Genomic DNA, 23,808 nt, shown 5'->3' with positions numbered 1-23,808 from the left:
GCGGTGGTACCAGGTCGATCGTGACCTGGTACCGCTCCGGCGGACTGAGCAGCGTCTTCTTCGTCCTGCCGCTGCTGCTGATCTTCCTGTACTTCTCCTGGGGGCCGATCGTCCGCGGCCTGGTGCTCAGCTTCCAGAAGAACAACCTGGTCGCACCGGCCGAGTGGGTCGGCTGGGCGAACTTCAGCTACGTGCTGACCGACCCGCAACTCCCGCAAGCAGCACTCAACACGTTGTACTTCGCCTTCCTGGCCCTGCTCTTCGGATTCCCGGTGCCCTTGTTCCTGGCCGTGTTCGTCAGCGAGTTGCGGCGTACTGGATGGCTCTACAACGTGCTGTCCTACCTGCCGGCGGTCGTACCACCGGTGGCCGCGATCCTGCTGTGGAAGTTCTTCTACGACCCGAGCGGCGCGGGCGTGTTCAACGCGATCCTCGGCTGGTTCGGGATCGGGCCGTTCGCCTGGCTGAACTCACAGAGCCTGGCGATGCCGGCGATCGTGCTCGAGGCGACCTGGGCCGGTGCCGGTGCGACGTCGATCATCTACCTGGCCGCGCTGACCGGCGTCCGCACCGAGCTGTACGAGGCGGCCGAGCTGGACGGGTCCGGGATCTGGAGCCGGGTCTGGCACGTCACGCTGCCGCAGATCCGCGGCATCATCCTGATCATGATGCTGCTGCAGCTGATCGGGACGTTCCAGGTCTTCACCGAACCGTTCCTGTTCACCGGCGGCGGCCCGAACGACGCCACCACCACGATCCTGCTGCTGATCTACCGGTACGCGTTCATCAACGGCGACTTCGGTGCCGCGACCGCGCTGAGCGTACTGCTCGCCGGCGTGCTGTGCGCGCTGTCGATCGTCTACCACTTCGTCACCCGCCGCTGGAGTACGACATGAGCCATGAGCGCGGAATCATCTCGACGGCGGACCGGCAGCGTGGCATCGTCCGGTTCGGCCTGCCCGCGATCCAGGTGCTGATCTTCGTCGCGGTCCTGATCGCCGGGGTCGGTCCACTGCTCTGGCTGCTCAAGTCCGGAGTCTCCACCAGCCAGGACATCCTCTCCGGCCCGATGCAGCTGTGGCCGTCCGGCATTCAGCTGAAGAACATCCCCGATGCCTGGAACCGCGTGCAGATCGGCGCGTACCTGGGCAACACCGCGTTCATCGCGATCGGCTCGATGCTGGCGACCCTGTTCGTGTGTACGACGGGGGCTTTCGTACTGAGCATTCTGCGGCCGAAATGGGGGCCGGTCGTCACTGGCGCGGTGCTCGCCACCTTGTTCCTGCCCGGGGTGATCTCGCTGGTGCCGCTGTACATGACGATCCTGAAGCTGCCGCTGCTCGGGATCAGTCTGCAGAACACGTTCTGGGCGGTCTGGCTGCCACAGGCGGCCGGCGCGTTCAACGTACTGATCATGAAACGGTACTTCGACTCGATCCCGCGCGAGCTGATCGAGGCGGCCCGGATCGACGGCGCCGGCAACGTCCGGATGTTCACCGCGCTGATCCTGCCGCTGTCGAAGCCGATCGTCGGCGTCGTCGCGCTGCTGACCGTGATCGGTTCGTGGAAGGATTACCTCTGGCCGCTGCTGGTGCTGCCCGACCCGAGCCTGCAGCCGATCTCGGTGGCCCTGCCGCGGGTGGCCAAGACCACCGAGATCTCGCTGCAGATGAGCGGGTTGTTCCTCGCGGTGCTGATACCGGTGGTGCTGTTCCTGCTGTTCCAGAAACAGTTCCTGCGTGGGGTCGGAATGTCCGGAGGGATCAAGGAGTGAGTGCATTGAACGGCCGGCGGGTGCTGGTGACGGGGGCCGCCGGCCGGATCGGGCTGGTCACGGTCGAGCATCTGAACGCGCTCGGCGCCAAGGTGACCGCCCTGTCCAATGTCGACGACCCGGAGCTGAAGGCGGATCGGGTGCTGATCGGCGACACCCGCTCCGAGTCGGACGTGGCCCGGGCACTGGAGGGCGCCGACTACGTCGTACATCTGGCCGCGCTTCCACATCCCTCGGCCGGTACGCCGTACGAGGTGTACACGACCAACGTGGTGTCGACCTTCAACGTACTCGCGCAGGCCGGTGCCCTGGGCATCGACCGGGCGGTGATCGCGAGCAGCATCAACGCGACCGGCGTACCGTTCAACCCGCACGAGATCCGGCCGCCGTACTTCCCTTGGGACGAAACGGCGCCGAGCGACATCGGCGACTGGTACTCGCTGTCGAAACAGAACGACGAGAACACCGCGCGGATGGCGTGGCGCCGGTGGGGGATCGACGTGGTCGCCTTGCGGTTCCCGCACGTCAACTCGGCCGACGAGCTGCAACGGATGTCGGACCTGATCCGGATCAAGCCGGAGAGTGGACTGCGCGAGGCCTGGACCTACCTGGACACCCGGGACGCGGCGTACGCGGTCGAGCTCGGGCTGACCGCCCCGTTCACCGGCGCACTGCCGTTCTTCGTTGCCGCCAGCACCACCAACGCCCCGTACCCGACCGAGGATCTGCTCGACGCGTACGCGCCGGAGGTGCCGCGACGGAGGCGCTTCGCCGGGCGTGAGGTACCGATCGACCTGACCGCCGTCCGTACCGTGCTCGGCTTCGAGGCCCGGCACGAACTCGACCTGCCAACCCTCTCTCTGGAGCCCTGACATGCCCTCGAACTTCGACCAGCCGTGGCCGGCCCGGGACGACCTGCGAATCCGCTCGGTCCAGGCGATCGTGACCGCCCCGCAAGGCATCCCGCTGGTGATCGTGAAGATCGACACCACCGAGCCCGGCCTGTACGGGCTCGGGTGCGCGACATTCACCCAGCGCTGGAAGGCGGTCCAGACGTTCATCGACGAGCACGTGTCCCGGCTGCTCGTCGGCCGCTACCCGGGTGACATCGGCGACCTGACCCGCCTGATCGGCTTCTCCGGGTACTGGCGCGGCGGACCGGTCACGAACAACGCGATCTCCGGCGTCGACCAGGCGCTGTGGGACATCGCCGGCAAGCGCGCCGGCATGCCCGTGTACGAGCTGCTCGGCGGCAAGGTCCGCGCCGCCGCCGACACGTACCTGCATGCCAGCGGCAAGACGATCGGTGACACGCTCGACCACGCGAAGACACTGATCGACCAGGGCTTGCGGCACATCCGGCTGCAGGTCTCGACGCCAGGCGGCGGCGGGTACGGGGCGCCGCAGGTGCCGACGCTCTACCCGGACGCGCCGTACCGCAACGGCTGGTCGGCGCGGGACTACCTGCGCACTACGCCGGAGCTGTTCGCCGAGGCGCGTCAGGTGCTGCCGGACAACATCGAGCTGCTGCACGACGTGCACTCCCGGCTGACGCCGAAGGAGGCCGTGCTGCTGGCGCGGTCACTCGAGCCGTACCGGCTGTTCTTCCTGGAGGACGTGCTGGCGCCGGAGTACTGGGACCGGTTGCCTGAGGTACGAGCGGCGTCGCCGGTGCCGCTGGCCGTCGGTGAGCTGACCACGTCGATGACGGACGCGGTGCGGCTGATCCGGGACCACGGCGTGGACTTCATTCGCTCGCACGTCTCGGACATCGGCGGGCTGACCGCCGCCCGGAAGCTGGCCGACCTCGCGGAGCTCTGCGGCGTACGCACCGCCTGGCACGGACCGGGTGACACGTCGCCGATCGGCGCCGCGGCGAACGTCGCGCTGGACGTCACGTCTGTTGCCTTCGGCATCCAAGAGGGGCACGTCTACAACGACGCGACGTACGAGGTGTTCCCCGGCACGTTGCGGATCGAGAACGGCTGGCTGCGGCCGAACGAGACGCCGGGCTGGGGTATCGACCTCGACCTGGAGGCGGCCGCGCGGTACCCGGCCGAGTTGTCCGGGCATGACGAGTGGGCCGCCGGGGTGCGACGTCCCGACGGGGCGCTCGAAGCACCGTGATCGGTACTCGACCGCAGTACTATCGCGGCTGAGAGGGGGCGGTGCGATGAGCGAGTCAGCTGGACCGGTCGTCGACGGGCCGCGGCAGGCGGGCGCGAACCAGTACGACCTGGGGTCGTTCAACGAGGCAGTGATCATCGAGACGATCCGGCTGGCGGGCACCATCAGCCGGACCGAGATCTCCCACCGGACCGGTCTCACCCAGCAGTCGGTGTCGCGGATCCTGCGTATCCTCCTCCAGCAAGGTCTGCTGGTCGAGCAGGCGCAGGAGCGTGCCGAACGGCTAGGCAAGCCACGGACGCCGGTCCGGCTCCGGTCGAAGGCGGCGCACGCGGTCGGGATCCACATCGACCCCGAGCTGCTGACCGTCGCGGTGGTCGACCTGGACGGAACGATCGTGCGCCGCGAGACGGTCGATCTGGCGAAGGACCTGCAGGCCGGGAAGCTCGTCGACCTGACCGCGGCGACAGTGACATCGGCGTTGAGCATCAGCCAGGTCGATCCGGCCTCGATGCTCGGCGTCGGCGTCGCCGTACCAGGTCCGATCGACGCCGACGGGTCACTGCTCGCGCTGCCGCTGCAGCCGGCCTGGCGCGGGCTGCCGATCCGCAAGCTGCTGCACGAACGGCTGAACCATCCGGTGCTGGTGGAAAAGGACGGCACGGCGGCCGCGACCGGCGAACGCTGGATCGGCCGGTCGGCGCGGGCGCGGGACTTCGCGTACCTCTACCTCGGTACGGGCGTCGGCACCGGGCTGATCCTGAACGGCTCGATCTACCGTGGCGGTACGGCGAACGCCGGTGAGTTCGGGCAGATCGCGGCCCTGCGGGTGGGGGAGTGGGACGCGGAGAACGGCCCGCGGCTCGTACCGGAATGCAACCCGACCGCATCGCTGCCGGTGATCGCGGCCGAGTTCGGGTACGTGGAGAAGGACGCGAACGCGACCGACGAGGCGAAGCGGTACAAAGCGGTGTGCAAGGCGGTCGCCGACGGGGACGAGGCCGCGGTGCAGGCGGTCAGGCAGATCGCGCGGGTGATCGGTCAGGGCGCGGTCGGTCTGGTCGATCTGCTCGACATCGATCTGGTGGTGCTCGGCGGGCCGGCGTTCATGCCGGAGATCTCGGCGATCTTCCTCGCCGAGATCGGGCGCGCGGTGAACGCGCACCCGCTGGCCCGCGAGACCCGGCCGGTGGAGGTCGAGGAGTCGATCCTGCAGACCGACGCGGCGGCGATCGGGGCGGCGTCGACGATCTTCCACGACGCGTTCACCCCACGGGTTTCCGGCTCGAGTCAGGCCCGTAGGCTGCCGAAGTGATCGCACCCCGCCTGTTGACCGCCGAGGTCGAGCTTCGGCTTTCCACGCTCGATGACGCTGCCGCGCTCGCGGACGCCCAGGTTCGGAGCCGCGAGCACCTGCGTCAGTGGGAGCCGGTGCGGACCGAGCATTGGTTCACTACTGACGGGCAGTTGGAGCGTTTGGTGTACCAACTCGATCGCTACCAGACCGGGCACGCCGTTCCGTGGGTACTGGCGGAAGGTGCCCGGATCGTCGGTGCGATCACCTTGAGCGATCTGGTGCCTGGGCCGTTCCGCAGTGCCAGCTTGGGGTACTGGCTGGCGCCGGACGCGCTTGGTCGTGGATTGGCGACGCTGGCGGTCGAGGCGGTGGCTTCGGTGGCCGATTCCGAGTTGAAACTGCATCGGATCGAAGCCAGTACGCTCACTGGGAACGCCGCATCGCAGCGTGTTCTGGAGCGCACTGGCTTTCAGCAGATCGGGATGGCTCCTACGTACCTGCATATCGACGGGTACTGGCAGGACTGCAACCTGTACCAGCGGATTCTCAATTCGCGGGAGCCTGGCGCCTGATCATGCCGGGTCAGCTGAACGCCGCGGCGTTGCGGCTGACCCAGTCGGCGAAGGTACGCGGCGCGCGGCCGAGTACGCGCTGGATGTCCGGGCTCACCTGTTGCTCGATCGGCGAGGGGGAGCCGAGTACGTCGAGGGTCGACTCGACGACCGGCGCCGGTATGTAGGCGAGCATGCCTTCACGGGCTTGGTCTCGGGTCAGTTCGATCAGCTGGATCGGCGTACCTAGTACCTCCTGAATGGTCGCGGCCTGCTCCCGGGGCGAGATCGCGGCCGGGCCGGTGAGCGTGTACGCCGCGTTGACGTGCCCGTCGCCGCTCAGCGCGGCCGCCGCCATGTCCGCGATATCGGCCGGGTCAACGGCAGGGAGTGCGACATCCACGAACGGTGCCGCCATCACGCGCTGAGTCCGGATCGAGTCGGCCCACGCGTACGCGTTGCTGGCGAAGTTGTTCGGCCGCAGAATGGTCCACTCCAGCCCCGACCCAGTCACGGCATCCTCATGAATCGACGGATGCCGCTTGGTCGCGACCCCTTGCGACGACAGCAACACCACCCGCGGCACCCCCGCTGCGCGGACGACGTCGACCACGTCCTGGAGGTTGCCACGAGCAAGGAAATCAGCAGCAGTCAGCAGAAAAACAGCCTTCGCACCCGCAAGCGCCGGCGCCAGGCTCTCGGGTTCCGTCAGATCCACCCGATACTCACCCCCACGCCGCGACACCGCACGCACCTCTTCCCCCACACCCCGAAGAGCACCAACAAGCGGACGACCTACATTCCCAGTAGCTCCAGTAACAACAATCATGCCCACAACGCTAATCGCCCACGGATAGTAGGTACCTAGAGGATAGTATCGCCGTTGTGACCGACCCCACTCTCCCCACCACCCCCGCGGCAGCCACAGCTGGGACAGTAGATTCAGCCGCCGTCGACCCCGTACAGGCGTGTCCGATCGCGCCGGTGGTCGACCTGGTCTTCAGCCGTTGGACCACGCCGATCCTCTGGTCCCTGAACGAGTACGGCCGCCAGCGCTTCGTCGAACTCCAGCACCGGATCGGCTCGATCACCCCCAAGGTCCTCACCCAGCGCCTCCGCCAACTGGAACGCGACGGCCTGATCACCCGCACCTACTACGCCGAGGTCCCACCCCGCGTCGAATACGAGATCAGCCCCCTGGGCCGTACCCTCGCCCCCCTCTTCCACTCCCTGGCCACCTGGTCCCCCAACCTCACCCAGGTAGAAGCCGCCCGCCACCACTACGACACCACCCAACCACCCCACCGCCGCCCCTAACCCCGCCCCACCGCGCACCCCGTACCCCGCCCGCCTTGTGGGTGACGGGCCGAACCCTCCCTTTGAAGGGGTATCCCCGCAGGTGGAGGGTTGCCCCTCCGAATTTCCAGGGGGCAACCCTCCAGCGGAGCAGGCAAGCCCCGCGCAGGCGAGCCTCAGGCTGGGACCAGGGAGTGGGCTGGGGTGGGAGCGGGGGAGTCGGGAGTGGAGGTGGGGAGTGTGGACAGGAGGGCGAGGAAGTGGTGGGTGGCGGCGGGGAGGGGGAGTAGGCCGGCTTCGTGGTGGTGCCAGTTGTAGGCGTGGTCGCCGTGGACGGTGCGTTCCTCGAGTGGGGTCGCGTACCGGCTGAGGACCACCCGGGTGGGGCCGGTTTGTGGGTGGTGGTCGCCGCAGCCGCATTCGGCGGGGATGGTGATGGTGGTGAGCGCGTCCGGGGCGTACGTACGCAGGCGGAGCATGGTGCCGCGGGCGGTGAAGTGCGCGATTGTTGCGTCAGGCAACTGGACCAGCAGCTCGACCGGGACGGCGTACGAACCGGGAAGCAGCCGGAGGCCACGGGATGCGAGCAGGTCGGCGAGAGCCGGGAGATTCATGCGGGATTCCTGTGAATGCTGTGTCGGCGGGCGGGCCACGGAAAGGGTCAGGGCCGCGCGCGCCGGAGTCGCCGGCGCGCGTCAGTGACAACACTGACAACAGCAACAACACAGCATCTGCATGCGCAAGATCATGACAGCACCCCAACCCGATCACCAAACACCGTCCGCAATCTGGGACGACTGTCCGTGATGTGTCAGCAAGGGTCGCCGCGGAGGAACGCGGGAGGGTGCCGATGGCACCTGACTTCGGCCGTGGTGCTGGGGAGCAGGATCGTGTTTGTCGTGGGCCGGTTCAGGTGCGTTGTCGGGTGAAGGTGTGGCGCCAGTGTTCGGCGGCGCGGAGCATGTCTTGGCTCAGGTGTTCGAGGAACTGGCTGGTGAGGTGGAGGCGGTCGCCGGTGGGGGTGTCGGCGCCGAAGATGTCGGCGCCCTGCCGGGTGGTGTCGGCCCAGCGCACCATCGAGCGGGCGCTGACCGTCCAAGCCTGGTACCAAGCATCGATGTCGACGATGTACCGGACCCGGCGGGCCTCGCGCTCCCGGGAGACCAGCTCCCGCTGTTCCAGCCACCGGATCGCGTGCGAGATCGTCGCGGGGCTGACCTGCAGATGGTGCATCAACTCCCCGGCCGTGAGACTGCCACCTTCGCTGATGAAAAGCGCGACGAACACCCGAGCGGTCATCGGAGCCATCCCGGTCTCGGTCATCAACGTCACGAACCGGGCCTCGAAGTCCCGTACCGACGGGGGCTCACCGTCCACGGCGGCCGGAAGGCCGGCGGCGGACGGGTGTTTGCGGCGCCGCGCGCGCCAACTGGTCGCCAACTGCGCCCGCGCCGCGCGGTACGCGTGCGGGCCGCCGTTCCGCGCGATCTCACGGGTGATGGTCGAGGTCGGACGCCCCAGCCGCCGGGCGATCTCCGCGTACGTCAGCCCGGACGTCAGTCCGTCGGCGATCCGGCGCCGCTGATCGGCTGTCAATCGGTCCCCAGGCATCTGCCAACCCTCCGTCGAATTGCAATCAGCTACATCATCATTGCACCAACATTTGTGCTCTGACCTGCGCAAACAAGATAGCTGACTTGTTCACTTCGCTCTACAAACCTAACCTCCTGGAGAGACCACGAAGAGGAAGAACAGATGCAGAAGGTCGTTCTCGTCACCGGCGCTTCCGCGGGAATCGGCAAGGCCACCGCGCTCGAGTTCAGCCGTGCCGGGCACATCGTGTACGGCGCCGCGCGGCGGTTGCCCAACATGGACGACATCGTCGCCGCCGGTGGCCGTGCGCTGGAGCTCGACGTGCGCCGGCCCGACGACCTGGAACGGGTCGTCACCACGATCATCGCGGAGCAGGGCCGGCTCGACGTACTGATCAACAACGCCGGCACCGTCCTGCACGGCGCGGCCGAGGACATCCCGCTCGAGCTGGCGCGCGACCAGTTCGAGGTCAACGTCTTCGCGCCCGCCCGGCTGATCCAGCTCGTCCTGCCACAGATGCGCGATCGCGGCTCCGGCACGATTGTCAACATCTCCTCGGTCGGCGGCGAGATCGCGCTTCCGCTCGGCTGCTGGTACTACGCGACCAAGCACGCGCTGGAGGCGTACTCCGACACGCTCCGGATGGAGGTCGAACCGTTCGGCATCGATGTCGTGATCGTCCAGCCGGGCATCGTCAAGACCGGTTTCGAGGATCGTACGGCTGCGGATCTTCGCGCGATCTCCGGTACTACCGCGTACGCGGAAATGGCCGAATCGATGGCGCGGCGGGCCGAGGCGCAACTCGGCGAGAACAGTCAAGGCAGCGACCCGAGCGTTGTCGCCGCGGCGATCCTGCAGGCGGTCGAATCCGCCAGGCCCGAGACGCGTTACCCGGTGGGCTTCATGGCGACCGAACTTCTGGACCTGAACAGATCGCTGTCCGACCGCGACTTCGACAAGCTCCTGACCGACGCCGGCAAGGAGACGCCGAAATGACCCGCGAATCAGGCGGGGAGCCGAATCCGCGGCGGTGGTGGGCGTTGGCCGCGCTGGTGCTGGTTTCGCTGGCGGTCGGGTTCGACGCGACGATTCTGAACCTGGCGCTGCCGACGATGGCCGAAGACCTGAACGCCGGCAACTCGCAGCTGCAGTGGTTCGTCGCCGTCTACACGCTCGTGCTTGCCGCCGGGATGATCCCGGCGGGCATGATCGGCGACCGGCTCGGGCGCAAGAAGACGCTCCTGGCCGCGCTGGCCATCTTCGGCATCAGTTCGCTGGCCGCCGCGTACGCGAACTCGACCGGCATGTTCATCGGAGCACGCGCGGTACTCGGTCTGGCGGTGCTCGGCCTGGTATTGGCACTCGCGTGGCTGCCCGGCACGGTAGACCGCTCGCATCAACCCACATCCGTCCCCAGCTAGCCATCCACCACCAACCAGCCGGCTGTTCGTCGTCGGAGGTCCGCTGATTGCCGGATGCCAGCAGTCAGCCGACGGATCGCCGCCGGCAGTCGGCTGACCGGTTCGTGCTCGGTCGGGGGTCAGTCGGCTTTCTTGCCGAACATGATTTCGTCCCAGCTGGGTACGCTGGCGCGCTTGTTCCGGCGGGCCGGTTTCTTCTTCGGCTCGGCTGGGGTGTCGTCGGGTGGGTTCGCCGTCGCGGACGTGTCGGTGCCGTCCGGGAGCGTCGGCTGGGCGTCGACCTCAGCTGACTCAGGCGTACGCGGATCAGCTGGGCGGGAACCGGCTGACGCGGAACGCGGATCGGCTGGGCGCGGACCGGCGTTACGCGGCTCGGCGCTGCCTGGCTCGGTGTTACGCGGCTCGGCGGGATCCGCGAGGCGACGGTCGGTTGAGCGAGCACCGGCCTGACCGGCCTCAGCAGTACGCACATCCGCGCGGCGTGAAGCAGTCCGGGCAGACTCGGACGCATGCGGTTCCGCGGGGCGCGGGCCGGTCCGAGGTGACTCGGATCCGTGCGGTTCCGCGACGCGTCGAGTGGATTCGGACGTACGTGCTTCCGGGGGGCGCGGAGTGGGCTCGGACGTACGTGGTTCCCCGGGGCGCGGATCGGTCCGAGTGGGCTCGGAGGTGTGTGCTTCCGCGGGGTGTGGGGATGCTGGGCGGGGAGCGGGTTGAGTGGGGTCGGAGGTGCGTGGATCCGTGGGGCGGCGGTCTGTTGAGTGGGCGGCGGGGGTGTGGGGATCCGAGTGGTCGGAGGAGTGGGGTGCCTCGGTGGGGTGAGTGTTGCGGGTTGGCTGGTGGTGTGTACGGGGGGACTGGTCGCTGGTGTGGTCTTCTGGTGGGGAGGCGAAGGCGGGGGGATCGGTGGGGCGCTCGACGGCGCGGACCGATGGGCGGGGGGCCGGGGGCTGGTCGAGAGGTACGTCGATCAGGGTCGGCTCTTCGTCCGGGTCAGGCACCGAATGCACCCGCCGCGGACCCCGTGCACCATCGCGCGCGCTTTCACGCCCGAACTCACGCCCCGCACCACGCTCGCCGGTGTCGCGCCCGAACTCACGCCCGGTAGCTCGCTCGCCGGTGTCGCGCCCGAAGTCAGGTCCCGCGCTCCGGCCGGCCTCACCGTCGCGACGGCCTTCCACGCCGAAGTCACGCCCGCTGTCGTCGCGCCCCGCCTCCCGGGCAAACCCGCGCCCGTCCTGACCACCGTCACGTCCAAAGCCCGAGCCGTCCCGGCCGGCTTCGGGTTCATAGCGTTCGGTGTCGCGGGAGGATGGGTGGTTTCGGCGGCGGAGGGCGATGGTGTCTTCGAAGCCGGCTTCGTAGCTGTCGGCGCCGTGGTCGGGGGCGAGGGCGGGGTCGATGTCGGCGACCGCGGTGAGGCGGCGTTCGCCGGGGTGGGGCTGGACGGGTGCGGGTACGACCTGGGGCTGCTCGCCTACCAGCCAGCGGGCCTCGTCGTCGTCCGGGACCGCGTACCGGCCGGGGGCGTCGTACGCGAACATGGCGACCTTTTCGTCCTTCGCCTCCGCCTCGGAATCGTCGCTGTCCTCGGACTCGACGAAGTACGAAACGCGCACCGCCCACCGGCCGTCCTCGCGGCGCCAGGCGTCCCATTCGGCCGATGCCGGGTCGATGTGGCGGGTACGCAGGCGGTCGGTGACCCAGGCGCCGAGGTTGCGGGTGGGCGCGTCGCCGCCGCCGCGGCGGCGGACGGAGGCGCGCTGGGCGAGGTTCGCGATGTGGTCCCGCTCGGCCAGGACCGGGCCGGCGAACGCCATCACGCGTTCCATCGGCATCTGCGCGACGGCGGCCACCGCCTCGGGACTTTCGCCGGCCCGGATCCGGGCCTGGATGTCTCGTGGGCGCAGCGCGCTCTCCATTTGAATCTCCAGCTGGCCGAGTCGGGCACGGTCGCCGCGGAGGGCCGCACGCAACCGGTCGTCGACCGGTACGGCGAACTCTTCACCCGTCTCTGCCATCGCCAGGACGAGCTGTTTTCCGTCCTGGCTCAGACCGACGAGCCTCGCCTCGCGCATTGACCTTGTTCTCCTGTGCGGTTCTCGACAGTCTCTCCCGGGACGTGCTGCCTGACCAAGACCGGCGCGCCGTGCCGTCCGGTCATTGTGGAGGTTACGTCACGAAATCACATCTTGCCTGGTCACCAGGGTCCTCCTGGTCACACCAGTCACACTAGTCACAACGCCGCGTGACCACCGGCAACGACTCAGCGCGTACTCAGCCAAGGCCACGCCAAGCACCCATCACGGCACCCACCCCAGGCACCCATCACAGGTACGCCGAACGCACCGCGAGCGCCCGCGCGACATCGTCCGAACTGTCGCCGATCGACCGCCGGATCCCGGCCGCGACCGACTCGTCCGCCAACAGCCCGGCGGCCCGGTCGACCACCCGCTGTTCGATCGCGTACCGCGGAAACGCCAGCCGCGCACAGGTCGCCACGACCCAACCGGAGCGCAGCTTCTCGGTACCGGCGATCTCCGCGAAGTACCTGTCCACGTACGCCGCGGTCAGCGACTCCTGCGCCGGATGCCAGAACCCTTCGCACGCCGCGTACAGCTCGTAGTTCGGCAGGTCGGCGTCGGTCATGATCCGCGTCCAGGCACGCTCCTTGGCCGTGGCGGTCGGCAGCGCGGCCCGGCACCGGGTCGCATGCACGACACCCTCGGACGAGGAGTCCCGAGCGAGCTCAGCGTCGATGTCCGCATCACCAACAGCACCGAGCCGAGCGAGCTGCAGCGTCACCAGCCACCGCAGGTCGGCATCCATCGTCACCCCAGCGGGTACGCCGGAGCCCGCGAGCCACCCCTGCAACCGCTCGGCGTCGTCGCTGAACCGCGCGAACCCGCGCGCCACCGACAACTGCACGCTGCTCTCCGGCTCAACCGTCTCAAGCCGCGCACCAAGCACTGAAGCAAGCTGACCACGGTACGGCTCGTACGGCAGGTACACGCCCAGCAGATGCGTACTCGCCCAGTTGAGCAAGGTGGAAACACCGATGTCGCTCTGCTCACTCGGCAGCATCCCGAGCACCACGTCGAACCCGACCTTCGGATCCAGCTCGGCGTCCGCCACCGCGTCCCGGACACTGTTCAGTACGACGGCCCGCGTCACCCCGTCCTCGATCTTCGGCAGCACCGCCGCGAGGTTCGCCAGACTCTCCGCGTCGAGCCGGATCTTCGCCCAGCTGTCGTCACCCGCGTCCGGGATCACCACGGCGAGCGACGGGTCGAGTTCCACGTCCACCTCGTCCGCGTCGACGAGTACGTCGACCGTCGTGGCGCGTCCGTCCGCGTCGTACCCGGCCACCGTCAGCTTGTGCGGCCGCGCCACCGGGTACGCCGCCGGCGCAGTCCGCCGTAGCTTGATCCCGGTCGCGGTCCGCGTCGCGCTGATCGTGTCCAGTCCCGGCGTACGCAGCCACGCCTGCGCCCAGTCGTCCAGCCCGACCGCGCCGGCCTCGGTCCACTTGGCCAGCAGGTCCGCGAAGGTGGCGTTGCCGAACTCGTTCGCCGCGATGTGCGCGTTCACCCCGGCCAGGAACACGTCGTCACCGAGGTACGCCGCCAGCTGCTTGAGCACGGCCGCGCCCTTGGCGTACGAGATGCCGTCGAAGTCGTCGAGTGAGGCGAGTGCGTCCTTGACCGCGTCGGCGGCGACCGGGTGCGTCGACGACCGCTGATCGGCCTGCAGACCCCACCACTTGCGCATGTACGCGAAGTCGATCCAGTTGTCCGTGTACCGGGTGGCGCTCGTCGACACCCGGTGCGCCATGTACTCGGCGAAGGACTCGTTCAGCCAGAGGTCGTTCCACCACTGCATCGTCACGGTGTCGCCGAACCACTGGTGCGCCATCTCGTGCACGATGGTCCGCGCCCGCTGGCTGCGCTCGCCGTCGGTGACCGCGGACCGGAACACCATCTGGTCGCGGAAGGTCACGCAGCCCGGGTTCTCCATCGCGCCGGCGTTGAACTCCGGTACGAACGCCTGGTGGTACTCGCCGAACGGGTACCGATGGGTGAACATCCGGTGGTACTCGTCGAAGGACTGCTTGGTGACCTCGAAGATGTCCGCGGCCTCACGGTCCAGCGCGTCCTTCAGCGACTGCCGCGAGACCACGCTGAGCGCGATCCCGTCGTGGGAGTCGGTGAGCTGGTGGTACGGGCCGGCGACGATGGTGACGAAGTACGTCGACAGCGGCTTGGTCTCGGCCAGCTCCCAGCGACCGGGCGACACCTGCGTGGCGGCGCCGTTGCCGAGCACCAGCCAGTCCTCGGGCGCGGTGACCTTGAACCGGTACGGCGCCTTCAGGTCCGGCTGGTCGAAGCACGCGAAGATCCGGGGCCCGGCGTCGAGGAAGGACATCGCGTACGTGTACGCGAGACCGTCCGCGGCATCGACGGCCCGGTGCAGTCCTTCGCCGTCGTGCGAGTACAGCATGGTGGCGACCACGACAAGCTCGTTCTCCGGCTGCAGCCCGGTCAGCTCGAGCCGGCCGTCGTTCAGACCCGCGACGTCGACCGCCGTGCCGTTCAAGGTGACCGCGATCAGCTCGTCCGGTTTCACGTCCACCCAGCTCGACGGCGCGGTCGCGGCGAACCTGATCGTGGTCCTGGATCCGAACGTCCGCTCGCCCTGGGTCAGGTCGAGGTCGACGTCGTACGACTGGACGGAAAGCGCGGCGGCCCGGGTACGGGCGCCGTCGACGGTGAGACTCGGCATGAGTGCCACTGTATGCCGTGATTAGGCTGAGCACATGGGCGATATGAAGTATCGGCAGTTGGGTGATTCGGGGCTGACCGTCAGTGTGGTTGGGCTGGGCTGTAACAACTTCGGTCGGCGGCTGGACGCGACCCGTACGGACGCGGTGGTGAATGCCGCGGTCGACGCGGGGATCACGCTGTTCGACACCGCTGACATCTACCGCGGCGAGCACGGGTTCAGCGAGGAACTGCTCGGCAAGGCGCTCGGTGCGCGCCGCGACGAGGTGGTGATCGCCACGAAGTTCGGCGGCGACATGCAGGGTGCGAACGGCCCGGACTGGGGCGTACGTGGCTCGCGCCGGTACATCCGGAAGGCGGTCGAAGCGAGCCTTCGACGGCTCGGTACGGACTGGATCGACCTCTACCAGCTGCACTTCCCGGACCCGGTCACCCCGATCGAGGAGACCCTGGCCGCGCTGTCCGAGCTCGTTGCCGAGGGCAAGGTCCGGTACCTCGGCAGCTCGCAGTTCGCCGCCTGGCAGGTGGTGGACGCGGACTGGACTGCTCGGTCCAACGGCCTGGAGCACTTCATCAGCGCCCAGAACCAGTACTCCTTGCTCGAACGCGACGTCGAGGACGAGCTCGTACCGGCCTGTGAGCAGCTCGGGCTCGGCATCCTGCCCTTCTTCCCGCTGGCCTCCGGTCTGCTCACCGGCAAGTACAAGCGCGGCGCCGACGCGCCGGACGGCAGCCGGCTGGCGGGTCAGCCGGAGCGGCTGGCGCGGGCCGACTTCGACAAGCTTGAAGCGCTCGACACGTTCGCGGCCGAGCGTGAACTGACCATGATCGACATCGCGATCGGCGGCCTGGCCGCGCAGCCCGCGGTCGCGTCCGTGATCGCCGGCGCCACCAGCCCGGAGCAGATCGCCCAGAACGTCGCCGCCGGCGCCTGGGACCCGACCCCCGCCGACCTCGCCGCCCTGGACGACCTGACGTGACCCTTATCCTCCTGCCGCCGTCCGAAGGAAAGAGCGGCCGGTCCCGCGGCCGGGCCGTCGATTTCGCCACGTTGTCGTTTCCGGAGCTGAACCCGGTCCGTGAGCAGGTGCTGGAGACGCTGGCGAAGGTGTCCGCGTCGGCCGACGCGTTCGACGTACTCGATGTCGGCGCCTCGCTGCAGCCCGAGGTCGAACGCAACACCCGCTGGCGTACGGAGCCGTCGGTGCCGGTTTCGGAGCTGTACTCCGGCGTCCTCTACGACGCGCTCGGCTACGCCACCCTCTCCGCCGGTACGAAGCGCCGCGCCGCGAACCGGCTGCTCGTCGTCTCCGCCGCGTGGGGTGCGCTCCGCCCGGCGGACCGCGTCCCGCCGTACCGGCTGTCGATGGGTACGACCCTGCCCGGCCACGGACCGCTCGCCTCGGTCTGGCGCGATCCGCTGAGCAATGCCCTCGCCGATGTCGACGGCGTGATCGTGGATTGCCGCTCGTCGACGTACGTGGCCGCGTGGCGCCCGACCGGCGGCCAAGCCGGGAAATGGGTGGCCGTGAACGTGGTCCGGGAGCGCGACGGCGTCCGTACGGTCGTGTCGCACAACGCGAAGCACACTCGCGGCCTGGTCGCCCGGCACCTGCTCGAATCCGGCAAGGACCCAGGCACCCCGAAGTCACTGCACAAGCTGATCAGCGAACGCTGGAACGCCGAGCTGGACCGCGCGGCCACCGGCTGGACGCTCACCGTGGTCGAACACGACTGACGTTCACCCGACTGTAACTGGTGAGTGGTTTCCTACCCTGCGTGACCAGGGAAGGCTGAGGGACGTACGTCAGGGGGACCGCCCAACCCTTCGGAGGCCTGACCGATGTCCCGCACCATGTCGCGCATCACCGCCCTTGCCACCACAGTGGCAGCCGTAGCGACCACCTGGACACTGAGCGCCGGACCGGCACTCGCAGCCCCGCCGACCCCGCCCTCGGCGAGCACCGCGGCTACCCAGCTGGCCGGCCTGACCGTGAAGGCGGAAGGGTCGACGACGGGTTACAGCCGGGACAAGTTCCCGCACTGGATCAACCAGTCGGGTACCTGTGACACCCGTGAGCAGGTGCTGAAGCGGGACGGCACCGGCGTGACCGTCGACAGCAGCTGCCAGCCGACGGCCGGCCGCTGGTACAGCGTGTACGACGCCACGTACATCAACGACTCGTCCGGTGTCGACATCGACCACATCGTGCCACTCGCGGAGGCATGGAAGTCCGGCGCGAGCGGCTGGACCCAGGCCAAGCGTCAGGAGTTCGCGAACAACCTGACCATCTCGCAGCTGATCGCGGTGTCGGCGTCCAGCAACCGCTCCAAGGGCGACCGCGACCCGGCCGAGTGGAAGCCGACCAACACCTCGGTGCATTGCGTGTACGCGCGGGAGTGGATCTGGGTGAAGTACACGTACAAGTTGTCGCTGCAGTCGGCGGAGAAGACGGCGCTGCAGCAGATGCTGGCGACCTGCTAGTCGCCCGCGCTGGTCGTCCGCTGGTCGTCTTCCAGCAGGTGGCGGCGCTGGGCGTGGATCCCGGCCTGGAACCGGGTCCGCGCGCCCAGCGTCTCCATCAGCTCCGCGACCCGCCGACCGACCGTCCGGCTGCTCAGCGCGAGCTGCCGGGCGATCGCGTCGTCCTTGAACCCGGCGGCGAGCAGCGTCATCAGCCGCGCGTCGGTCGGGTCCGCCTTCGCCGTCGGCACGACCGGCACGGCCTGGTCCCACAGCAGCCAGAACATCTCCATCAGCGCGTCCAGCAGGGCGCAGGGGTGTACGACGAGCGCGCTGTCGGTCAACTGATCCACCGACAGCGGCAACAACGCCGCCTTCGCGTCGAACACGGCCAGCTTCATCGGCAGCTGCGGATGTACGCGGGACGTCTCGCCGGCATCGGCCGCGCTGTACGCCTCGTCGACGCCGCCGGGGATGTCCAGCGAATCGGGGGAGTAGATGCCGTGGACCACCACCCCCTCGCCGAGTAGCCCGCGGACCGTGGTGTCGGACTTCTCGGCCTGCGCGGCGTACGGCGGCCGGTCCAGCACCAGCAGCTGGTTCTTCGTCCCGTTCAGCAACTGGGCGAACCGGGCGGCGATCGCCTCCTGGCCGACGATCACCTCGACCAGATTCTCCGGGCGGTGCTGCTCCTGGGCGCGCACCTCCGACAACAGCACCCGGGCTTCGGCGCGGACCCGGTCCAGCTCGGCCCGCCGGACCGCGACCAGCGCGTCGACCGCAACATCGGGACGGGTCGGCAGCAACCGCACCGGGTCGTCGGAGGTGACCGTCAGCAGACCGAGCTTCTCCAGCCGCTCGACCGTCGCGGCCAGCTCCTGCTCGTCCCGGCCGAGGTGCCCGGCGAGCTCACGGACGTCACAGCCCGGCGCGGTCAGCAGCGCCCGGTAGGCCTCTTCGTCGGGCGGCTCCACCCCCACCGTCTCCAGCATCCGATCAGGCTATCTCGTCGATTGGACACGCTCGACCTGTTTGGCGACTTCGCGCCATGTCCGGGACAAGCCAGCGCAATCCGGCACAGGGCCAGGTGCGGGCACCCCCGGGATGGGGTAAGTGTGACTGTGCCGGGCGCGCGCGGATCGGACAGGGGACGTCCGGTCAAGCCTCAACGCGCGCGCCCGCCCTAGGACTGCCCGCTCTCGGATCGCCCGCGCAGCGGACCAGCGACGCCGCGGACCTGCTTTACCCGCAGGTAACTGCGCCAGATCACGCGCTGCAGCAGCAGCGTCACCACACCGGCCGCCGTCATCCCGGCCAGGTTGATCCCGAGCTGCGCGGCCGAACCGCCGATCTGATGCGGCGCCCACAACGCGACCGACAGGGCCAGATCACCCGCGGCTGGGACAGTGGTCACCGAGATGAACACCCCGACCAGCGCATTGCCCCGCCCGGCCGTCTGCGACAGCACCCCGGCGCTTCCCGCGAGTACGGCGACCACCGCCGACCAGCGATCCGGCCGCCAGATGAAACCGGTCAGCGGGCGGGCCGCGGTCACGTCGGACGCGTCCACCCACCCGACCGCGCGGGCCAGCAGCGCCGCGATCGCGGTCAGTACGATCGCCAGCACGAACCCCTTCACCAGCAGCATCAACGACCGCTTGGTCAGACCGCCCTTCCGCAGGAACAACCCGACGGCGAGCGCGGCCACCACGCCGAACTCGGGTCCGACCACCATCGCCCCGACGACCAGGATCGACGAGTCGGTGACCACCGCGACCGACGCGATCATCGTCGCCAGCGTGAGGAACACGTAGTACACCCAGGACCCGCCGGCCTCGTTGTACGCCTGGTCGACCACGACATCCCAGATCACCGCGTCGTCAGGTGCGCCGGGCGCCGCCTTCTCCGCGGCCTGGGCGTTCCTCGACGGCGCGGAATCCACCGACGTCAGCGCGACCGAGCCGTCGTCGTACAGGCCTTCCGCCTTAAGCCGGACCAGCACGTCCGACGTCGCCTCGCGGGTCACGTCGCACTCGATCAGATCGCCGGCCGGGCGATGCGCCGCCCCGGGTACGCGGGTCACGCAGGACACGCCGGGATCGGCGACGAGCCCGTCCAGTACCCGCTCGCTGCGGTCCGGCGGAACGATCAGACGAAGGTGCATCACGGGCGCCATGTTCCCAGCCCGGAGGTCACCATCCGGCCACGGCACACCGGCGCACACGCCGTACCGCTGGCGGTGGCGGTGTGGATATGGTCCACTGACGCACCGAATCCAGGGAGGCACGATGAGTGACACTGCCGTTCCGCAGACCGGTCAGCGCCCCGAGCTGAAGCGGGTGATGGGGCCCGGGCTGCTGCTGCTGTTCGTCGTCGGCGACATCCTCGGCACCGGCGTGTACGCGCTGACCGGCAAGGTCGCGGGCGAGGTCGGCGGCGCGGTCTGGCTGCCGTTCCTGTGCGCGTTCATCGTCGCGATGCTGACCGCGACCAGCTACCTGGAACTCGTCACCAAGTACCCCAAGGCCGGCGGCGCCGCGGTGTACACGCACAAGGCGTTCGGCATCCACTTCCTCACCTTCCTGCTGACCTTCGCGGTGATGTGCTCCGGCCTCACCTCGGCCTCCAGCGCGTCGAAGGCGTTCGCGGCGAACTTCTTCTCCGCCGCGCACCTCGACCCCGGCCGCGGCGCGCTGCTGATGATCACCGCGCTCGGCTTCATGACGCTGATCGCGCTGGTGAACCTGCGCGGCGTCGGCGAAAGCGTCAAGGCCAACGTCGTACTCACCCTGGTCGAGCTGAGCGGGCTGCTGATCGTGATCGGGATCGGCGCCTGGGCGCTGATCGGCGGCGACGGCGACACCTCCCGGCTGACCGAGTTCAAGGTCCCGGACGGCGAGTCGCCGTTCGGCGCGGTCACCGCCGCGACCGCGCTGGCGTTCTTCGCGATGGTCGGCTTCGAGGACTCGGTGAACATGGCCGAGGAGACCAAGGACCCGGTCCGGATCTTCCCGCGGATGATGCTGATCGGGTTGAGCATCACCGGCGTCATCTACGTACTGGTCGCGATCTCCGCCGTCGCGCTGGTCTCGCCGGACGAGCTGAACAAGGGCGCGACGCCGCTGCTGAAGGTCGTCCAGGCCGGCGCGCCCGGGTTCCCGCTCGAGGTGTTCGCCTGGATCACGATGTTCGCGGTCGCCAACTCGGCGCTGATCAACATGCTGATGGCGAGCCGGTTGCTGTACGGGATGTCGCACGAGAAGGTACTGCCCGGTCCGCTCGGGCGGGTGCTGCACAAGCGGCGTACGCCGTACATCGCGATCCTCTTCACCACGCTGCTCGCGTTCGTCCTGATCGGGTACGCGGACCTGGCGGCGCTCGGTGGTACGACGGCGTTCCTGCTCCTGTGCGTGTTCGCGATCGTGAACTTCGCCGTGCTGGTGCTGCGCAAGGACAAGGTCGAGCACAAGCACTTCCACGCGCCGACCGCGCTGCCGGTGCTCGGCATCGTGCTGTGCGTGTACCTGGCCAGCCCGCTGTCCGGCCGGGACTCGGCGGACTACAAGGTGGCCGGGTGGCTGATGCTGGTCGGCGTCGTGCTGTGGGCGCTGACCTGGGTGCTGAACAAGTACGTGTTCAAGCGGCGCGCCGACTTCGATCCGACGCACCTCGACCCGCAAGGCCCGGTGAACTGACCGGCAGGAAGACCGCGACCAGCACGGTCGCGAGGGCAGCGGTTCCGGTGGCGACCGCGATCCAGCCAAGGGCCGGGTACCCGGTGCCGGCGTCGATCGCGATCCCGCCGAGCCACGGCCCGGCGGTGATACCGACGTTGAACGCGGAGAAGTTCGTCGCGGTCGCGAGCGTGGACCGGTCGCCGGCCAGGCTGAAGACGCGCGCGTTCAGCGCCGGGTTGGCCGCGAACCCGAACCCACCGAGCAGCACGATCACCGGGATCGCGACCAGCGGCGAGCCCGCGGCCAGCGCGAGGACGGCGGACAGCACGATCAGGCCGCTGATGCTGATGAACAGGGTGTGGAACGGCAGCGCATCGGCGAAGCGGCCGCCGAGAGTGATTCCGATGAACGACCCGAGGCCGTACAGCGCCAGTACGCCGGGGACTGCTCCGGCCGGCAGGTGCGTCGCGCCGGTGAGGAGGGGCGCGAGGTAGCTGAACAGCACCAGGATCGTCGCCGTCACCAGCGCGGTCGTCCCGAACGCGAGCCACAGCCGCGCGTTCACCAGCGCCCGCAGTTCATCGGCGAGCCGGGGCGCGGTCGCCGGATCGGGCCGCCCGGCCGGAACCGTGGTGACCACGCCCGCCATCGCGAGTACGCAGAGCCCGGCGACGGTCCAGAACGCGGATCGCCAGCCGAGATGCTGACCGAGAACCGTGCCGAGCGGGAGACCGACGATCGTCGCGATCGTCAGGCCGCCGGTGACGATACTCATCGCCCGCGCGCGGCTGCCGGAGCGTACGAGCGCGACCACCGTGACGGCGGCGACCGACCAGAACCCGGCGTACACGAACGCGCCGACGATCCGGGTCACCAGCAGCACCGTGTAGTTGGGCGTCAGCGCACCGGCGACATGGGTGAGCGCGAAGATGGTCAGGAATACCAGCAGCGCCGTACGCCGGGACCAGGTGAGCGTGACGACTGCCAGCACCGGCGCGCCGACGAGCATGCCGGCCGCGAACGCGGAGATCAGCAGACCCGCCTGCGGGATCGTGACGTGCAGATCGGCAGCCAGCTCCGGCAGCAGCCCGGCGAGCATCAGCTCGGACGTGCCCTGCGCGAAGATGCTCAGGCCAAGGACGTAGACGGCGATCGGCATCGTTCCCCCTCACTTGACGACAGCCACTCGCAGTATCGCAGAGATCACTTTCCGTCGTCGCCGCGCTTGCCACTGGGTGAGACTTGGGCTCGTACGGCATGGTTGTTACATGAGCTTTCAGACTCCGGCGAAGCGCACCGGGCGGGCTGTGGACACTGCCAAGGTAGGCGGTGGACTGAAGCTGCTCGGCGTCCTGGTCGGGCTGATGTGGCTCAGCGAAATCATCGACACCGCGACCCACGGCGCCCTCGACCAGTACGGGATCATCGCCCGCGAACCGCGCGGCCTGATCGGCATCCTGACCGCGCCGTTCCTGCACCTCGGCTTCGGCCACCTGATCTCGAACACGCTGCCGCTGGTCACCCTCGGCGCGCTGATCGCGATCAGCGGCGCGGCCCGGTTGTTCGCGGTGACCGCGATCGTGACGGTGATCGGCGGCTTCGGCACCTGGCTGGTCTCACCGTCGAACACGATCACGATCGGCGCGAGCGGTCTGGTGTTCGGGTACGCGTCGTATCTGATCTTGCGCGGGTTGTTCAACCGGCGGATCAGCCAGGTACTCATCGGTGTACTGGTCGTGGTCGTGTGGGGGAGCGCGCTGCTCGGCGGGCTGCTGCCACAGGACGGAATCTCCTGGCAGGGCCACCTGTTCGGCGGCATCGCCGGCGTACTCGCCGCCTGGGTGTTGTCGGACGACAAACAGCAACAGGTCACCACCGGCCGAAGCCTCAGCTGAGCCGAGATGCTCAGCTGAGCGTGCTGGGGTCGGTGTTTGCGCCGCAGACGACCACGACGACCCGCTCATCGGCCGCCGGGCGGTAAACACCGGAGGTCAGGGCCGCGTACGCCGTCGCGCCGCCGTGCTCGGCCGCCAGGTGATGACCCCGCCACAACTCCTTGCGCGCGGCAACGATCGCGTCATCCTCGACCAGCACCGACCGTACGCCGTGCTCCCGCGCCGCCGTGAACGCCAACTCACCGAGCCGCCGCGCACCAAGCGAGTCCGCGGCCACCCCACCGACCGGCCCATCGGTCGGCGCACCGGCCTCCAGCGCGCGATGCATTGCCGACGCGAGCACCGGCTCCACCCCGATGACCTGCGCGTTCCTGCCAATCGCGGTCGCGATACCGGCAATCAGACCGCCACCACCAACGGCAACAAGCACGGTGTCGAACGCACCTGCCTGATCCAGCAGTTCAAGCCCGACGGTGCCTTGACCCGCCACGATCTCGGGCTGGTCGTACGCATGCACCAGCAACGCACCCGACTCGTCCCGAGCCGTCTCCGCCGCCTGGTACGCCTCGGCATACTCACTACCGGCCAGAACGATCTCCGCACCGAGCGTCCGCAGCTTGCCGAGCTTCGCCGCGGGCGTCGTCTCCGGAACAAAGATCCGCGCCGGTACGCCCAGCTCCCGCGCCGCGTACGCCGCCGCCAGCGCGTGATTGCCGCCGGACGCCGCGACAATGCCCTGACCGGTCATCTCACCGCGATCCTTCGCCGCCACCAACCGGTTGAACGCGCCACGCGCCTTGAACGACCCGGTGTGCTGAAGCAACTCGAGCTTGAACGTCAGTCCCGGCGCCACCTCGATCACCGGCGTCCGCCGGACCCGCCCCTCGATGCGCTGCGCGGCCGCCCGGACGTCATCGATACTTACCGTCATG

The 23,808-nt window shown here is 68.9% G+C and carries 23 protein-coding genes; 14 read left to right on the top strand and 9 right to left on the bottom strand.

Annotation, left to right across the window (positions count from 1 at the left end; genetic code table 11):
- Nucleotides 1-20: 20 nt before the first annotated feature.
- Genes HDA44_RS07770 through HDA44_RS07745 form a run of 6 tightly spaced genes read left to right on the top strand, consistent with a single transcriptional unit; the run spans nucleotide 21 to nucleotide 5,770 of the window.
- Entirely contained in the window at nucleotides 21-896 is an 876-nt protein-coding gene (locus HDA44_RS07770; RefSeq protein ID WP_337905714.1) for a carbohydrate ABC transporter permease, read from the top strand.
- Nucleotides 893-1,774 carry a carbohydrate ABC transporter permease gene (locus HDA44_RS07765; protein WP_184832519.1) on the top strand — a complete coding sequence of 294 codons (882 nt, stop codon included), beginning with the start codon at nucleotides 893-895 and terminating at the stop codon, nucleotides 1,772-1,774. Before HDA44_RS07770 ends, HDA44_RS07765 begins: the two co-directional genes overlap by 4 nt.
- Complete coding sequence (locus HDA44_RS07760; protein ID WP_337905713.1) at nucleotides 1,771-2,646, top strand: NAD-dependent epimerase/dehydratase family protein; 876 nt, start codon at nucleotides 1,771-1,773, stop codon at nucleotides 2,644-2,646. The genes HDA44_RS07765 and HDA44_RS07760 overlap by 4 nt, the downstream gene beginning before the upstream one ends.
- A 1-nt stretch (nucleotide 2,647) precedes the next feature.
- Entirely contained in the window at nucleotides 2,648-3,901 is a 1,254-nt protein-coding gene (locus HDA44_RS07755; protein ID WP_184832517.1) for an enolase C-terminal domain-like protein, read from the top strand.
- A 46-nt stretch (nucleotides 3,902-3,947) separates the two neighbouring features.
- Complete coding sequence (locus tag HDA44_RS07750) at nucleotides 3,948-5,216, top strand: ROK family transcriptional regulator (protein WP_184832515.1); 1,269 nt, start codon at nucleotides 3,948-3,950, stop codon at nucleotides 5,214-5,216.
- On the top strand, nucleotides 5,213-5,770 hold the full coding sequence (locus HDA44_RS07745; RefSeq protein ID WP_184832513.1) for a GNAT family N-acetyltransferase: 558 nt from the start codon (nucleotides 5,213-5,215) through the stop codon (nucleotides 5,768-5,770). The genes HDA44_RS07750 and HDA44_RS07745 overlap by 4 nt, the downstream gene beginning before the upstream one ends.
- Before the next feature lie 10 nt (nucleotides 5,771-5,780).
- On the opposite strand, the gene HDA44_RS07740 is transcribed toward HDA44_RS07745, so the two are convergent.
- Entirely contained in the window at nucleotides 5,781-6,578 is a 798-nt protein-coding gene (locus HDA44_RS07740) for an NAD(P)H-binding protein (RefSeq protein WP_184832511.1), read from the bottom strand.
- 56 nt (nucleotides 6,579-6,634) lie between these two features.
- Between HDA44_RS07740 and HDA44_RS07735 the strand changes: the two genes are divergently transcribed.
- Entirely contained in the window at nucleotides 6,635-7,066 is a 432-nt protein-coding gene (locus HDA44_RS07735) for a winged helix-turn-helix transcriptional regulator (RefSeq protein WP_184832509.1), read from the top strand.
- Nucleotides 7,067-7,221: 155 nt separating this feature from the next.
- Here the strand turns inward: HDA44_RS07735 and HDA44_RS07730 are convergent, their stop codons facing one another.
- Nucleotides 7,222-7,659, bottom strand: a complete 438-nt coding sequence (locus HDA44_RS07730; protein ID WP_184832507.1) for a hypothetical protein — start codon at nucleotides 7,657-7,659, stop codon at nucleotides 7,222-7,224.
- A 295-nt stretch (nucleotides 7,660-7,954) separates the two neighbouring features.
- Nucleotides 7,955-8,656 carry a GbsR/MarR family transcriptional regulator gene (locus tag HDA44_RS38840; RefSeq protein WP_184832505.1) on the bottom strand — a complete coding sequence of 234 codons (702 nt, stop codon included), beginning with the start codon at nucleotides 8,654-8,656 and terminating at the stop codon, nucleotides 7,955-7,957.
- Between the two features lie 144 nt (nucleotides 8,657-8,800).
- Between HDA44_RS38840 and HDA44_RS07720 the strand changes: the two genes are divergently transcribed.
- Together HDA44_RS07720 and HDA44_RS07715 are read left to right on the top strand one after the other, a co-directional pair.
- Complete coding sequence (locus HDA44_RS07720; RefSeq protein ID WP_184832503.1) at nucleotides 8,801-9,634, top strand: oxidoreductase; 834 nt, start codon at nucleotides 8,801-8,803, stop codon at nucleotides 9,632-9,634.
- Nucleotides 9,631-10,059 carry an MFS transporter gene (locus HDA44_RS07715; RefSeq protein WP_202887259.1) on the top strand — a complete coding sequence of 143 codons (429 nt, stop codon included), beginning with the start codon at nucleotides 9,631-9,633 and terminating at the stop codon, nucleotides 10,057-10,059. Before HDA44_RS07720 ends, HDA44_RS07715 begins: the two co-directional genes overlap by 4 nt.
- Before the next feature lie 119 nt (nucleotides 10,060-10,178).
- On the opposite strand, the gene sepH is transcribed toward HDA44_RS07715, so the two are convergent.
- The gene (gene sepH / locus HDA44_RS07710; protein WP_184832501.1) at nucleotides 10,179-12,137 is read right to left on the bottom strand and encodes a septation protein SepH; all 1,959 of its coding nucleotides are present in this window, start codon (nucleotides 12,135-12,137) and stop codon (nucleotides 10,179-10,181) included.
- Between the two features lie 250 nt (nucleotides 12,138-12,387).
- Nucleotides 12,388-14,841 carry an aminopeptidase N gene (gene pepN, locus HDA44_RS07705; protein ID WP_184832499.1) on the bottom strand — a complete coding sequence of 818 codons (2,454 nt, stop codon included), beginning with the start codon at nucleotides 14,839-14,841 and terminating at the stop codon, nucleotides 12,388-12,390.
- Nucleotides 14,842-14,875: 34 nt separating this feature from the next.
- Here pepN and HDA44_RS07700 point away from each other — a divergent pair, with 34 nt between their 5' ends.
- From HDA44_RS07700 to HDA44_RS07690, 3 genes are all read left to right on the top strand, one after another.
- Nucleotides 14,876-15,820 carry an aldo/keto reductase gene (locus HDA44_RS07700; protein ID WP_202887257.1) on the top strand — a complete coding sequence of 315 codons (945 nt, stop codon included), beginning with the start codon at nucleotides 14,876-14,878 and terminating at the stop codon, nucleotides 15,818-15,820.
- Nucleotides 15,817-16,578 carry a peroxide stress protein YaaA gene (locus tag HDA44_RS07695; protein ID WP_184832497.1) on the top strand — a complete coding sequence of 254 codons (762 nt, stop codon included), beginning with the start codon at nucleotides 15,817-15,819 and terminating at the stop codon, nucleotides 16,576-16,578. The genes HDA44_RS07700 and HDA44_RS07695 overlap by 4 nt, the downstream gene beginning before the upstream one ends.
- Nucleotides 16,579-16,683: 105 nt before the next feature.
- Nucleotides 16,684-17,325, top strand: coding sequence for an HNH endonuclease family protein (locus HDA44_RS07690; protein ID WP_238352388.1), 642 nt, complete (start codon nucleotides 16,684-16,686; stop codon nucleotides 17,323-17,325).
- On the opposite strand, the gene HDA44_RS07685 is transcribed toward HDA44_RS07690, so the two are convergent.
- Both HDA44_RS07685 and HDA44_RS07680 read right to left on the bottom strand, forming a co-directional pair.
- Nucleotides 17,322-18,296, bottom strand: a complete 975-nt coding sequence (locus HDA44_RS07685; RefSeq protein ID WP_184832495.1) for a helix-turn-helix domain-containing protein — start codon at nucleotides 18,294-18,296, stop codon at nucleotides 17,322-17,324. The genes HDA44_RS07690 and HDA44_RS07685 overlap by 4 nt on opposite strands.
- Nucleotides 18,297-18,487: 191 nt before the next feature.
- Complete coding sequence (locus tag HDA44_RS07680; RefSeq protein ID WP_184843073.1) at nucleotides 18,488-19,468, bottom strand: DUF389 domain-containing protein; 981 nt, start codon at nucleotides 19,466-19,468, stop codon at nucleotides 18,488-18,490.
- A gap of 124 nt (nucleotides 19,469-19,592) precedes the next feature.
- On the opposite strand from HDA44_RS07680, the gene HDA44_RS07675 reads away from it, so the two are divergent.
- Nucleotides 19,593-20,999 carry an APC family permease gene (locus tag HDA44_RS07675; RefSeq protein WP_184832494.1) on the top strand — a complete coding sequence of 469 codons (1,407 nt, stop codon included), beginning with the start codon at nucleotides 19,593-19,595 and terminating at the stop codon, nucleotides 20,997-20,999.
- Here HDA44_RS07675 and HDA44_RS07670 read toward each other — a convergent pair.
- Entirely contained in the window at nucleotides 20,941-22,140 is a 1,200-nt protein-coding gene (locus tag HDA44_RS07670) for a Cmx/CmrA family chloramphenicol efflux MFS transporter (RefSeq protein WP_184832493.1), read from the bottom strand. The genes HDA44_RS07675 and HDA44_RS07670 overlap by 59 nt on opposite strands.
- Nucleotides 22,141-22,249: 109 nt before the next feature.
- Here HDA44_RS07670 and HDA44_RS07665 point away from each other — a divergent pair, with 109 nt between their 5' ends.
- Nucleotides 22,250-22,876: a rhomboid family intramembrane serine protease gene (locus tag HDA44_RS07665; RefSeq protein ID WP_184832492.1), complete on the top strand. Its 627-nt coding sequence runs from the start codon at nucleotides 22,250-22,252 to the stop codon at nucleotides 22,874-22,876.
- Nucleotides 22,877-22,886: 10 nt separating this feature from the next.
- Here the strand turns inward: HDA44_RS07665 and HDA44_RS07660 are convergent, their stop codons facing one another.
- A complete protein-coding gene (locus tag HDA44_RS07660) occupies nucleotides 22,887-23,807 on the bottom strand; it encodes a threonine/serine dehydratase (RefSeq protein WP_184832491.1) in 921 nt (306 codons plus the stop codon).
- Nucleotide 23,808: the final 1 nt, after the last annotated feature.

This window comes from Kribbella solani (assembly GCF_014205295.1).
GTDB lineage: Bacteria > Actinomycetota > Actinomycetes > Propionibacteriales > Kribbellaceae > Kribbella > Kribbella solani.
This window is presented reverse-complemented; position numbering and strand designations above follow the sequence as displayed.